Source organism: Streptomyces sp. NPDC017246, from assembly GCF_044331325.1.
Taxonomy (GTDB): Bacteria; Actinomycetota; Actinomycetes; order Streptomycetales; family Streptomycetaceae; genus Streptomyces.
Map to the genome: position 1 here is coordinate 66,707 of NZ_JBIRMW010000020.1, position 13,012 is coordinate 79,718.

At 72.2% G+C, this 13,012-nt stretch carries 12 protein-coding genes; 10 read left to right on the plus strand and 2 right to left on the minus strand.

Going from position 1 to position 13,012, the window contains the following annotated elements; genetic code table 11:
• Positions 1-30: 30 nt before the first annotated feature.
• Positions 31-1,794 (plus strand): VanW family protein, encoded by a 1,764-nt coding sequence (locus ACH4MY_RS33700; RefSeq protein ID WP_398008008.1) that lies wholly within the window; start codon positions 31-33, stop codon positions 1,792-1,794.
• Positions 1,795-1,913: 119 nt separating this feature from the next.
• Positions 1,914-2,945: a serine hydrolase domain-containing protein gene (locus ACH4MY_RS33705; protein WP_398008010.1), complete on the plus strand. Its 1,032-nt coding sequence runs from the start codon at positions 1,914-1,916 to the stop codon at positions 2,943-2,945.
• 111 nt (positions 2,946-3,056) lie between these two features.
• Here the strand turns inward: ACH4MY_RS33705 and ACH4MY_RS33710 are convergent, their stop codons facing one another.
• The gene (locus ACH4MY_RS33710; protein WP_398008012.1) at positions 3,057-3,458 is read right to left on the minus strand and encodes a hypothetical protein; all 402 of its coding nucleotides are present in this window, start codon (positions 3,456-3,458) and stop codon (positions 3,057-3,059) included.
• Positions 3,459-3,636: 178 nt separating this feature from the next.
• On the opposite strand from ACH4MY_RS33710, the gene ACH4MY_RS33715 reads away from it, so the two are divergent.
• Genes ACH4MY_RS33715 through ACH4MY_RS33730 form a run of 4 tightly spaced genes read left to right on the plus strand, consistent with a single transcriptional unit; the run spans position 3,637 to position 5,186 of the window.
• The gene (locus ACH4MY_RS33715) at positions 3,637-3,888 is read left to right on the plus strand and encodes a hypothetical protein (protein WP_398008014.1); all 252 of its coding nucleotides are present in this window, start codon (positions 3,637-3,639) and stop codon (positions 3,886-3,888) included.
• A gap of 52 nt (positions 3,889-3,940) precedes the next feature.
• On the plus strand, positions 3,941-4,117 hold the full coding sequence (locus ACH4MY_RS33720) for a hypothetical protein (RefSeq protein WP_398008016.1): 177 nt from the start codon (positions 3,941-3,943) through the stop codon (positions 4,115-4,117).
• Positions 4,118-4,135: 18 nt separating this feature from the next.
• Complete coding sequence (locus tag ACH4MY_RS33725) at positions 4,136-4,591, plus strand: hypothetical protein (RefSeq protein WP_398008018.1); 456 nt, start codon at positions 4,136-4,138, stop codon at positions 4,589-4,591.
• The gene (locus tag ACH4MY_RS33730) at positions 4,575-5,186 is read left to right on the plus strand and encodes a GNAT family N-acetyltransferase (RefSeq protein WP_398008020.1); all 612 of its coding nucleotides are present in this window, start codon (positions 4,575-4,577) and stop codon (positions 5,184-5,186) included. Before ACH4MY_RS33725 ends, ACH4MY_RS33730 begins: the two co-directional genes overlap by 17 nt.
• Here the strand turns inward: ACH4MY_RS33730 and ACH4MY_RS33735 are convergent.
• Positions 5,183-8,179, minus strand: a complete 2,997-nt coding sequence (locus ACH4MY_RS33735) for a BTAD domain-containing putative transcriptional regulator (protein WP_398008021.1) — start codon at positions 8,177-8,179, stop codon at positions 5,183-5,185. The two genes, ACH4MY_RS33730 and ACH4MY_RS33735, sit on opposite strands and share 4 nt — an antisense overlap.
• Before the next feature lie 137 nt (positions 8,180-8,316).
• On the opposite strand from ACH4MY_RS33735, the gene ACH4MY_RS33740 reads away from it, so the two are divergent.
• The 4 genes from ACH4MY_RS33740 (at position 8,317) to ACH4MY_RS33755 (ending at position 12,907) form a co-directional block, all read left to right on the plus strand.
• Positions 8,317-9,762 (plus strand): glyceraldehyde-3-phosphate dehydrogenase, encoded by a 1,446-nt coding sequence (locus ACH4MY_RS33740; protein WP_398008023.1) that lies wholly within the window; start codon positions 8,317-8,319, stop codon positions 9,760-9,762.
• A 236-nt stretch (positions 9,763-9,998) separates the two neighbouring features.
• Positions 9,999-10,895: a DUF817 domain-containing protein gene (locus ACH4MY_RS33745; RefSeq protein WP_398008025.1), complete on the plus strand. Its 897-nt coding sequence runs from the start codon at positions 9,999-10,001 to the stop codon at positions 10,893-10,895.
• A 124-nt stretch (positions 10,896-11,019) separates the two neighbouring features.
• Positions 11,020-11,223, plus strand: coding sequence for a cold-shock protein (locus tag ACH4MY_RS33750; RefSeq protein WP_030218719.1), 204 nt, complete (start codon positions 11,020-11,022; stop codon positions 11,221-11,223).
• A gap of 232 nt (positions 11,224-11,455) precedes the next feature.
• Complete coding sequence (locus ACH4MY_RS33755; protein ID WP_398008027.1) at positions 11,456-12,907, plus strand: DEAD/DEAH box helicase; 1,452 nt, start codon at positions 11,456-11,458, stop codon at positions 12,905-12,907.
• Positions 12,908-13,012: the final 105 nt, after the last annotated feature.

The following is a 13,012-nucleotide window of genomic DNA, read 5'->3' on the forward strand; positions in this document are numbered from 1 at the left end:
CCCCCCATCCTCGACGCCACGGGAGAGCGTGTGCCCAGCTCCAGGACCGACCATGCCCCGACGCCTCACCAGGGGCGCAGTCCTCGTCTCCGGACAGCGGCGATCGCGACGGGTGTGGTCGCCGTCGCCGCGGGCGGCCTGTACGTGGCGGGCCTGGTGGCCACCGGCGACGACATATCCGCCGGCACGCGCGTCGGCGGTGTGGACATAGGCGGCATGAGCCGCGCGGAGGCGCGGGCCAAGCTGGCCGCCGAGGCTCCGGCCGCCTGGAGCGCGCCGATACCCGTGAAGGTCGGCGACCGCGCCGCGACCGTGGAGCCGGCCGCCGCCGGCATGACCGTGGACCTGGCGAAGACCGTCGACCTGGCCGCCGATCCCTCCCGTGACCCCTTCACCGTCGTCGGGCGGCTCTTCTCCTCCGGCGAGCGGGACATCCGGCCGGTTCTCGCGTACGACGCGGTGAAGGCGAAGGCGACCGTGGCCGGGCTGGCCGAGAAGAACGACCGCGCGGTCCGCGAGGGGTCCGTCGCCTTCCGCGAGGGCAAGGCCGTCTCGACCCATCCCGTGACCGGCCAGAAGCTGGACACCGGCAAGGCCGTCGAGACCCTGCGCGCCGCCTACCCCGCCACGGGCGCCGCGCCCGTCACCCTGCCCGTCGCGGTGACCGAGCCGAAGCTGCCCGCCGCCGAGGTGAGCCACTTCCTCGACACGTACGCGAAACCCGCCGTCTCCGGCCCCGTGACGCTCACGACGGGCGACCAGCGCCTGCGGATCTCCGCCGCCACGCTCGGCGACCACCTCACCGTGAAGACCGAGAACGGCCGGCTCACCGCCGCGCTCGACGCGGAGGCACTGCTGCGCGACCCGGACGTGGCGCGGCCCGTCGCCTCACTGTCGGGCGCGCCCGTCGAGGCCACCCTCGGGGTGCGGGACGGCAAGGTCGTGGTGGAGGAGGAGGGCAGGCCGGGGCACGAGGTGACCGCGAAGGCCCTCGGCGACGCCGTGACCCCGCTGCTCGCCAAGTCCGGCTCGGCGGCGCGGACCGCCCCGGTGAACACCACGGTCACCCAGCCCGAGCTGAGCTCCGCCTCGCTGGCCCGGCTCGGCATCACCGAGCAGATGTCGACGTTCACTGTGAACTTCCCCACCGCTCCGTACCGGACGACGAACATCGGCCGGGCGGCCGAGCTGATCAACGGCTCGATCGTGCAGCCCGGCGAGGTGTGGAGCTTCAACAAGACCGTGGGCGAGCGCACCCCGGACAACGGCTTCGTCGACGGCACGATGATCCTCGACGGCCAGTACCGCTCCGCACCCGGCGGCGGTGTGTCGGCCATGGCCACCACCGTCTTCAACGCCATGTTCTTCGCCGGGGTGAAGCCCGTCGAGTACGGCGCCCACTCCTTCTACATCGAGCGCTACCCGGCCGGCCGGGAGGCGACCGTCGCCTGGGGCACGCTCGACCTGAAGTTCCGCAACGACACCGGCAAGCCGATCTACATCAAGGCGGGCGCGACGGACTCCTCCGTCACCGTGAGCTTCCTCGGGACGAAGAAGTACGACTCCGTGGAGGCGGTCGCGGGCGAGCGCACCAACCTCAAGGAGCCCGCGAAGCGCGAGGGCACCGGTGAGGCCTGTATGCCGCAGCCTCCTCTCGAGGGCTTCGACATCACGGTGGACCGGGTGTTCAAGAACGGCGGCGCCGAGGTCAAGCGCGAGACCTTCAAGACCCACTACACCCCGCGCGACGAGGTCGTCTGCAAGCCGGCCGAAGGGGACACGGACGGCAGGTGACCCGTACACGGCCGTCGGGAGACGGACGCCCGGAAGGGTGTCTTCCCGTACGGCCGGGGCATGACTCCGGAGCACGGCCCACCAGGCCAGGGCCGCCCTCAACCCGCCGGAGGCACGCCTTGGCAGAGCGCAGCGACCCCTTCGAGCGGCTCCTCGGCGACGCCGTGCGCGCGGGCGTCTGCCCCGGCATGGTGTGGGCCGTGGGCGACGCCCGTACGACCCTGTCCGACGGGGCCGTCGGCCTGCTCGACCCGGCGCTCCCCGCCGAACGGATGCGCCGCGACACGCTCTTCGACGTCGCCAGCCTCACCAAGATCCTCGCTGTCTGGGCCGTGATCGGCACCCTCGTCGACGCCGGGAAGCTCGACCCGACCGCCCCGCTCGGCGGTTACTGGCCCGAGGCCGCGGGCCGGCCCCTCGCCGGGGTGACGGCGCACCATCTCCTCACTCACACCGCGGGCATGCCCCTGCGCGCCAACCTGCGGCATCTGTACGGCTCCGACCCGCGGGACGTCCGGGACGGCGTCCTCGCGGAGCCGCTGCGGCACCGGCCCGGGGAGGCCGTGGCGTACACCGACCGGGCGGCGCTGATCCTCGGCTACCTCGCCGAGCATCTGACCCGGCAGCCGCTCCCCCGGCTCGCCGAGGACCGGGTCTGGACTCCGCTCGCCATGACGGAGACGCGGTACGGTCCGCTGCCCGCCGCCGTCAGGGAACGGTGTGCGCCCACCGAGTACGACGAGGCCGGCGGCGCCCCGCTCAAGGGCGTCGTCCACGACTTCTCGACGCGGCTCCTCGGCGGAGCCTGCGGGATCGCGGGGGTGTTCACGACCGCCGCCGATATCGGCCGGTTCCTGCGCCATGTCCTCGCCCCGGTCCCCGGCACCTTCTCCGCCGACTGGACGGCCGCCTCGCTCCGTGTCCACACCGGTGAACTCGTCCCGCCGCGAGGCCTGTTCTGGCACCCGGCGCCGGGCACGGAGCCGGCGGACGACGTCTGGGCGCACTTCGGCTTCACGGGCACGGGCCTGTGGGTGTCACCGTCCCGGGGCCGCTGGGCGGTCCTGCTCACCAACCGCCTCCGTCTCACCCGCGACCCCGGCCCCCTGGCCCGGGTCAGGGACGTCTTCCGGGCCCTCGCCCTCCCGTGACCACCCGGCGAGGCTGCGGCGGCGATCGTGGCGCCGATGTCCGCCCAGGGGTCGGCCGAATTGGAGCGGTGAAGGGGGTGCGCGAGTGCGTCCGCCCGACAGGCGTGGCGCTCAGAGCCCGGCGAGCACGGACAGCCGGATCGCCTCGCCCTCGGACAGCGACCGTATCGGCTCGCCGGTCACCACCTGCCGCTTGGACTTCCACCCCCGCAGCCAGAGGCCGGCCGCCCAGCTCACTTCGAGCTCATCGCGTTCGAACCGCCGGTCGGCCACCTCCTGGTACGCCGCGAGGAACGCCGCCGTCTCCTCGACGGACGGGGCCACATAGGCCGCGGCGATTCCCACGATGACCGCCTCCGTCTCCAGGATCGCGCTGCCCCAGTCGTACGCGACGTGGAGCTCCTCACCGCGCCAGCGGAAGTTCTCCCGGAACCGGTCGCCGTGGCCGACGACCCTCGGCGCCTGCCAACAGGCGATCCGTTCGCGCGCGTCCCGGCAGCCGGAGGTCGACACCGGCGGCCAGCGGACGGGCGGTGCGCACAAGCGTTTCGAGGGCCGACGCGAACGGCCACGGAGCCCGCCCCGAAGACGGGAGTTCGTCCCCTCCGCCGACCAGTGCTTCGACGGAGGCGGTCCACCTCCCGAGCGGAGTGGGCCCGAGGACCGGCTCGGGAGCCGGATACCCGGAAGCGTGCAGCAGACTCTGCACGGCGAAGCAGCCTTCGAGACGGGCGGCCGGCTTCCGAACCTTGATGACGACCTCTCGGCCGTCGGCGAGCACGACGCCGATCACGACCGAAGGCCGACCGCTCCGGAAGCGCTCGGCCGCAATCCTCGACCCGAGGTGGTGCGCACACCACTGGTCGAGCCGGTCGGCATCGATGCGAGGGAAGTCCATGGGCCGAACCTTATGGGCCAACGTCGAACGGCCCCTCTCGCCTGACTCACAGTCAGCCAGTGGACACTAGGAACGCGACTGGTTCGGCCGCCCCTGCATGGCCACTCTGGACCCCCCGCCGACCCCGCACCTCTGCGGCTGCGGCGACTACGGCGGCTCGGGCGGCGAAGAACCCTGCCTGAACACCTGGACCGAATTCACCGGCCCGGACTTCGGCGAGGGGTCGCCCACCGTGACCTGCGAGCACACGGAATCCGAGCACGCCCAGATCTGACCGGTCAGGAGGACGCAGATGTCCGAGTCGAAGCGGAACGACAGGACCGACGCGCAGTCGCGGATGGTGGCCGAGGCCGCTGCGCTGCTCGTCGAGGCGCAGGACAAGGCCGCGGCGATGATCCACGAGTCGGGGCTGGAACTGAGCTCCGAGGAGCGGAACTCGCTCGAATTCAGCTGTTCCGGACAGCTGCCGCATCCGCTGCTGCCGCTACAGGGGCTCGGGTGGCGACGATCCCTGCCGGACGACGTTCCCCGACCACGGCGGTGTGGGCGGAGACCAGTGGGTGCGATGCGGGCATTCCAAGGCGACCCACGGCGTGTTCTGAGTCCCGGTTCCTCCGGGGACCACACGGCCGCACCCGACGAAATTCGCGTGCCGCTCTCCGGCGACTCTGCGAGCCTGCACCTCGATCGCACGATCTTGGACGAGCTCGACGTGTACGGAGTGCGCAACGATGGGTTTCACGCTTGAAGGACCGGTCCTGGAGGGCGCGCTCGTGCGCCTGGAGCCGCTGGGGCAGCACCATGCGGCCGGGCTGGCGGAGGCCGCGGAGGAGAACCGGGACTCCTACCGGTTCACCGTGGTGCCGGGGCGGGAGGAGGTCGGGGCGTACATCGAGGCGCGGCTCGCCGGTGTGCTCGCCGCCTACGCGCAGGTGAGCGTGGCGACCGGCCGCGTGGTCGGCCACACCTCCTTCCTGGACCCGCGGCCGTGGCCGTCCGGCGAGGGTCTCTGCGCGGTCGAGATCGGCTACACCTGGCTCGCGGCCTCCGCCCAGGGCACGGGGGTGAACACGGAGGCGAAGTACCTGCTGTTCCGGCACGCCTTCGAGGAGTGGGGCGCGGCCCGGGTGGACCTCAAGACGGATGCCCGCAACGCCCGCTCCCGGGCGGCGATCGCGAGCGTGGGCGCCACCTTCGAGGGCGTCCTGCGGAACTGGTCGCGCTCCTGGGCCCCCGGGGACGACGGCCTCCGGGACAGCGCGATGTTCTCGATCATCTCCTCGGAATGGCCCGAACGCCGGGCGGCACTGGAAGAGCGCCTGGCGGTCGGGCGGTCCGTCTAGACCGTGTCCGGCCGTGATCCGCCGGGCAGCGCCCGGCCGGGATCGGGAAGGGCCGCGAGTCCTTCGAGGCTCTCGTCGATCCGCTTGGTCAGATTGTGTTCGCGGGCGAGGTCCAGGCAGGTCTCCCAGGTCGCGCGGGCCGCTGCCCACTCCCCGAAATGGTGGTGGGCGCGGGCCGTGAAGACCAGGCAGTCGGCCGTCCCGCCGACGTCCTCCATCCGGTGCCGGATGCCGAGCGCCTCCGTGAGGGCAGCGAACGACTCGTCGCGGAGGCCGAGATCGCGGAGGATGTCGCCGTACTTGGTGAGGCTCGTGGCGAGGAACACCCAGTGGCCGTCCGCCCTCAGCAGCTCGATCACCCGCAGACAGTCCGCGGCCGCCTGCTCGACGTCCCCGAGCAGCTGGCGGGCGTCGGCGATCCTGCTGAGCACGAGCGCCTCACCCCGGGTGTTGCCGGCCTCCCGGTACAGGTCGCGGGAGAGTTCGGCGTACACGAGCGCCTGCTCGGCGTCCTCGATCTGGGAGTAGAGGCCCGACATGTTGCCGAGGATCGAGGCCCGGGCCAGCATGTCCCCGCGTGCCGTGAAGAGGTCCAGGGCGATGCGGAGGTGTTCGAGGCAGGCCTCGTTGCGGAAGGCCATGCCGTGGGCGACGGCCGTCCGCCGGTGCAGCCAGGCCTGGCCGAGGGTGTCGTCGTGGGCGCGGGCGATGTCCATCGCCTGCCCGAGACAGGCGTCCCACTCGGCCGTCCACCAGTGTGTTCCCGCGTATCCGAAGAGCCCCACGGCGAGCCGCCACGCCATGTCGGAGCGGCCCAGCTCCCCGGCGCGGGTGAGGGCGTCCCGGATGGCCGGGAGTTCCCTGGTGGTCCAGCGGATGGCCTCGTCGTCGTCGGCGAACCCGGGGAGCGACAGGGGTTCCCCGGTCTCCCGTTCCAGCGGCGGCGGGGACTGTGTCTCCCGGGTGGCCGCGAGCGACGCGGCCGCGAGCGCCGTGACGTACCAGGAGAGCAGCCGGAGGGTGGCGGTGTCGCGCTCGGTCCTCGTGTCCTCCTCCTCGCCCCGCTGCCAGGCGTATTCGCCGAGGAGGTCGTGGAGCACGTACCGCTCGGGTTCGGGGTTGAGTACGAGGTGGGCGTCGGCCAGTACGTCGAGGACGGCCGCGGCGCGGACCTCCGTGACGTCGAGGAGCGCGGCGGTGGACTGCGGGGTGACCTGGTGGCCGGACCAGACCCGGCCGAGCAGCCGGAAGGCCCGCGCGGCCTCGCGCTCCAGGGGCTGGGCGCTCTCCCGCATGGCCACGTAGCTCATGGCGAAGGTCCGCTGGACGTCGAACGTGCCCATGGCGAGGGTTTCGAGGCGGCCCTGGTGGGGGGTGAGTCGTTTCGCCATCAGCGCGAGCGGCCAGGAGGGGCGGGAGGCCAGCCGGCCGCCGACGATGTGCAGGGCGAGGGGCAGGCCCCCGCAGGCGGCCATGATGTCGGCCAGTGCCTCCGGCTCGTGGCGTACGCGGTCGGCGCCGGCGAGTGTGGCGAGGAGCGCGTGCTGCTCGGGCTCGGGCAGCGGGGCGAGCGGGACCTTGACGGCGCCGGGCAGGTCCGCGAGGAGCTGCCTGCTGGTGATCAGGGCGGCGCTCGGCCCGCCGGCCGGGAGCAGGGGGGCCACGTGGGCGGCGTTGCGCGCGTTGTCGAGGACCAGCAGGACGCGTCGCTCGGCGAGCGCGGCGCGCAGGAGGAGGGCGCGGTCGTCGGTGTCCTCGGGGAGGGTGTCGTGGTGCACGCCGAGGTCCGAGAGGAATCGGGCGAGCAGCTCGTCGGCCGTGCGGGCGCCGTGGACGCAGTAGCCGCGCAGGTCGGCGTAGAGGACGCCGTCCGGGAAGGTCTCGCGCACGCGGTGGGCGACGTGGACGGCGAGGGCGGTCTTGCCGACCCCGCCCATGCCGGAGATGACGACGGGCCGGATGGAGGCGGGCGGCTTCGCGGGGCCGTCGGCGTCGGTGTCCCGGCCGCCGGTGGCCGCCGTGGCGGTGCCGTCGACGCCCCGGTCCGCGGCGGCGCCCGCCGGGCCGGCGCCCGGGGCATCCTCCGCACCCTGCCCGTCCCCCGCCGCCCCGAGCAACGCCCGCAGGGCCGCGATCTCGGCCCCTCGGCCGGTGAAGGCGTCCCCTTCGCAGGGCAGCTGGAAGGGCGGCCGCGGGGAGGCGGGGCGTGCGTGGGCGCGTGGACGGGGCGCGGCCTCGCCCGCGAGGACCTCCTGGTGGGCCCGCTGGACGGCGGCGCCCGGTTCCGTGCCGAGCTCGTCGACGAGGCTGCGGCGCAGCCGCCGGTAGACGGAGAAGGCCTCGGCCTGGCGGCCCGACCGGTGCAGGGCGAGCATCAGGCGCCGGTGGAAGCCCTCCCGCAGGGGGTGCTCCGCCGCCAGGGTGCCGAGGGGGGCGACGGCTTCGTGGTGCCGTCCGAGGTGGAGTTCGGCGTCGAAGCTCCATTCGAGGGCCTGGAGGCGGGCTTCCACGAGCTGGTGGACCCGGAGCGCGGGTCCCTCCGCGTCGGCGAAGGGGGCCAGATCGGCGAGGGGTGTGCCCCGCCACAGCAGCATGGCGAGGGCGGTCTCGCGCCGGACCTCCTCCCAGTCCTCGCGCCGGTGCGCGTGGCGGACGGCCCGGACCCGGGCCTCGAAGACGTCGGCGTCGAGCTCCCCCTCGTGGACGAGCAGCTGGTAGCCGGGGGCGACGGTGCGCAGCCGCTCCTCGGGCCCGTGGTCCGGGGTGGTGAGGACCCGGCGCAGCCGGGTGAGGTGGTTGGCGAGGGCCGCGTCGGCGCTGGCGGGCACGGACTCGCCCCAGAGGGCCTCTTTGAGGGTGTCCCTGGAGACGGCGCGGTTGGCCTGGAGCAGGAGTGCGGCGAGGAGGACGCGGACCTTGGGCCCGGTCACGGGACGAAGCTCCGTCCCGTCGTGGACGACCAGCGATCCGAGCAGCCCGAACGTGACCACCATGCCCCCGCATCAAGGTAGGTCGGCCCGCCTGACCGGAGGCGGATCCCGACGGCTCCATCGTACGTTCGGCACCCCTTGATTGATCGAACATGCCTCGGGTTACCATATGAGCGCCGCCTAGCTCGAAAGATAAACTTGTGACTGTCAATGACGACTCGTTCACCAGCTGGAAGAACCGCGAGGAGATCGCGGAGTCGATGATCCCGATCATCGGGAAGCTGCACCGGGAGCAGGACATCACCGTCCTGGTCCACAGCCGCTCCCTGGTGAACAAGTCGGTGGTCAGCATCCTCAAGACCCACCGGTTCGCCCGCCAGATCGCCGGCGAGGAACTGTCGGTCACCGAGACGCTTCCCTTCCTCCAGACGCTCACCACCCTCGATCTCGGCCCGTCCCAGATCGACATCGGCATGCTGGCCGCCGAGTACAAGACCGACAACCGCGGTCTCACGGTGGAGGCGTTCACCGCCGAGGCCGTCGCCGGGGCCACGGGCGAGAACAAGATCGAGCGCCGTGACGGCCGTGACGTCGTCCTCTACGGCTTCGGCCGCATCGGCCGCCTCGTCGCCCGCCTCCTCATCGAGAAGGCCGGCTCGGGCAACGGTCTGCGCCTGCGCGCGATCGTCGTCCGCGGCGGTGGCGAGCAGGACCTGGTGAAGCGCGCCTCGCTGCTCCGTCGCGACTCGATCCACGGCCAGTTCCAGGGCACGATCACCGTCGACGAGGCGAACAGCACCATCGTCGCCAACGGCAACACCATCAAGGTGATCTACGCCAACGACCCCTCCGAGGTCGACTACACGGCGTACGGCATCGACAACGCCATCCTCATCGACAACACCGGCAAGTGGCGCGACCGCGAGGGCCTGTCGAAGCACCTGCGCCCCGGCATCGACAAGGTCGTCCTGACCGCGCCCGGCAAGGGTGACGTGCCGAACATCGTGCACGGCGTCAACCACGACACGATCAAGCCGGACGAGCAGATCCTGTCCTGCGCCTCCTGCACCACCAACGCGATCGTCCCGCCGCTGAAGGCGATGGACGACGAGTACGGCGTGCTGCGCGGTCACGTGGAGACGGTCCACTCGTTCACGAACGACCAGAACCTCCTGGACAACTACCACAAGGCCGACCGCCGCGGCCGTTCCGCGCCGCTCAACATGGTGATCACCGAGACCGGTGCCGCCTCGGCCGTCGCCAAGGCGCTGCCGGAGCTGAAGGCCCCGATCACGGGCAGCTCGATCCGCGTCCCCGTCCCGGACGTCTCGATCGCGATCCTGAGCCTGCGCCTGGGCCGTGAGACCACCCGCGACGAGGTCCTCGAGTACCTCCGCGACGTCTCGCTGCACTCGCCGCTGAAGCGTCAGATCGACTTCACCACGGCCCCCGACGCCGTCTCGATGGACTTCGTCGGTTCGCGTCACGCGTCGATCGTGGACGCCGGCGCGACCAAGGTCGACGGCGACAACGCGATCCTCTACCTGTGGTACGACAACGAGTTCGGCTACTCGTGCCAGGTCATCCGGGTCGTCCAGCACGTCTCCGGCGTGGAGTACCCGACCTTCCCGGCCCCGGCGGTCTGATCTCCCCCGCTCGACAGCACGGCGGGGGGGCGCCCCCCCCCCCCCGGGGGGGGGGGCCCCCCCGGCCCCCCCCCCGGGCCCCCCGCCCCCCCCCCCGCCCGCCCCCCCCCCCCCCCCCCCGGCCCCCCCCCCCCCCCCCCGGGGGCCCCCCCCCCCCGCCGTTCCGCCACCTGGTCCCGCGTCCCCGTCCACCGCGCCGGCGAACCGATCACGACGGGTCCGGCGTCCCTCCCCGCATGACGACGTTCACGCACGGGATACGCCAGCTCCTGCGGTTCGCGGTGCTCGAGGCGCGCTGCTGCGCCTTCGCCGTCGCCCTCGTCGGCGGCATCGCCGTCTCGACCCTGCCGCCCGAACTGCCGATCGCCCGATACGACCTGCTGTTGCTCTACGGGATCGGGCTCACCGTCCTGTCCTGGAGGGTCGGGTGGGACAGCGGACGGGACGTGGCGGTGATCGTCGGCTGCCACGCCGTCGGCCTGCTCTTCGAGTTGGTCAAGGTGCGGATGGGGTCGTGGAGTTATCCGGAGGAGGCGCTGACGAAGGTCGGCGGGGTGCCGCTGTACGGCGGGTTCCTCTACGCGGCCCTCGGCAGTTACGTCTGCCGGGCCTGGCGTCTCCTCGACCTGCGGCTCACGGGCTACCGGCCGCGCGTGACGGCCGTCCTGGCCGGCGCCGTGTACGTGAACTTCTTCAGCCATCACTGGCTGCCCGACGCGCGCTGGGCCCTGGGGGCACTGCTCCTCGCCGCGACGGCGGGGGCCTGGGTGCGGTTCCGGGTGGGCGAGCGCACGTACCGGATGCCGCTCGCCCTGTCGTTCGTTCTGATCGGGTTCTTCCTCTGGGTCGCGGAGAACGCGGCCACGTACGTCGGCGCCTGGAGCTACCCGGACCAGCTGGACGGCTGGCAGCCGGTGTCCCTCGCCAAGTTCGGCGCCTGGGCGCTGCTCATCACGGTCACGTTCGTCCTGACGGCCCACGGGGCGAGGACCGGCGCCGGGGCCCGGCCGGAAATGTGGGCGGCGCCACGCGACGCACCTAATTCGACAATTACGTGCACGCCCGCAGGGGACGTGGTACAGTCAACATCAGTTGCAGTCGTGGTTCCCAAAGAAACTTACAAGTGCCTTTGACGATTCGACATCGTCAGGCACTTTCTGTGTTTTCGGTGCAGTTTTCCGAACGGGGCAATCATCACGGCGACTCCGGGGTCTGCACAGTGCGGATTCCAGGGCTACGCCCCGAAGGAGATTTGACATGGCTAACGGCACCGTGAAGTGGTTCAACGCTGAAAAGGGCTTCGGCTTCATCGAGCAGGAGGGTGGCGGCCCGGACGTCTTCGCCCACTACTCCAACATCGCCACCTCTGGCTTCCGTGAGCTCCAGGAAGGCCAGAAGGTGACCTTCGACGTCACGCAGGGCCAGAAGGGCCCCCAGGCGGAGAACATCCTCCCCGCCTGACGTTGATACGTCCGACGCAGCTGGGGTCCTCACCCATGTGGTGAGGGCCCCGGCTCGTTGCATTTTCCAGACCTATTCAAGCCTTTCCGGGCTTATTTACGGACCGGATGCCGCGTTTCACTCTCGGCATGGCCGGATCCGCACGCATATGGCGTTCGGTACGTTCCTGTAATTCATTGGGCCGCGGCCCGCCGCGAATTCCTCGAAGCGCACCGTTTCGAGGAAGGTCCCCATGAACAGTACGAACCACACGAACAGCGCCCCCCGCCGCGACAGGGCACGGCGCGGCCCCGCGGCGAACGAGCTCTCGGCGCCCACGGCCGGCACCCCGGCCCTGCCCCCGGCCGCCACCTTCGCCGAGCTCGAGCTCCCGGCCGAGGTCCTCGACGTGCTCACCCGCCTCGGCGTCGACGAGCCGTTCCCGATCCAGTCCGCGACCCTCCCCGACGCCCTCGCGGGCCGTGACGTCCTCGGGCGCGGGCGCACCGGATCCGGCAAGACCCTCGCCTTCGGCCTGCCCCTGCTCGTCCGCACCGCGGGACGACGCGCCGAGGCACGCAAGCCGCTCGCGCTGATCCTCGTCCCCACGCGCGAACTGGCCCAGCAGGTCACGGACGCGCTCGCCCCCTTCGCCGAGGCACTGGGACTGCGCCTGACGGCCGTCGTCGGCGGCATGTCGATCGGCCGACAGGTCACGGCCCTGCGCGACGGGGTCGAGGTCCTGATCGCCACACCCGGTCGCCTCATGGACCTCGTGGAGCGCAAGGACTGCCGTCTGGAGCGGGTCGGCGTCACCGTCCTCGACGAGGCCGACCAGATGGCCGACCTCGGCTTCATGCCCCAGGTCACCGAGCTGCTCGACCGGGTGGGCGGCGAGGGTCAGCGCATGCTGTTCTCGGCCACACTCGACCGCAACGTCGACCTGCTGGTCGAGCGGTATCTCGAGGACCCGGTCGTCCACTCCGTCGACCCGTCGTCCGCCACCGTCTCCACCATGGACCACCACGTGCTCCAGGTGCACGGCGCCGACAAGTTCGCCACCGCCACGGAGATCGCCGCCCGTGAAGGACGGGTCATCATGTTCCTGTCCACGAAGGCGTCCGTCGACCGCTTCACCAAGCACCTCCTGGGCAGTGGCGTCCGCGCCGCGGCGCTGCACGGCGGCAAGTCGCAGCCGCTGCGGACCCGCACCCTGGACCGCTTCAGGACCGGCGAGGTCCCGGTGCTCGTGGCCACCAACGTGGCGGCCCGCGGCATCCACGTCGACGAGCTCGACCTCGTCGTCAACGTCGACCCGCCCGCCGACGCCAAGGACTACCTGCACCGCGGCGGGCGCACCGCGCGCGCCGGCGAGTCCGGCCTCGTCGTCACCCTCGTCACCTCGGAGGAACGGCGTGACGTGGCCCGCCTCATGGCGGACGCGGGCATCCGCCCCCAGATCACCCAGGTCCGTTCGGGCGAGGCCGTGCTGAGCCGTATCACCGGCGCCCGGACCCCCTCGGGCGTTCCCGTCGACGGCGCCGCGAAGAGCCAGGAGGGCGTCAAGCGCGGTGGCGCGGCCTTCCGGGGCATGGGCACCGTCCCCGGTCGCCCCGGCCGCGCCAAGAACGAGTCCCGGCGGGCCGCCGAGGCACGTAAGACGGCCGAGGCCCGGCAGGCCGCGAGGATCCGCCGCGGCGGGTGACGCCGACCTGACCGGTCTCCGTCCCTCCCGGCGGGCGGCTACCGTCCGTGTGACGGGGCCGCCGCGACCGCGGCGGCCCACCGCGCGGCGGCACACCCGAGGAGA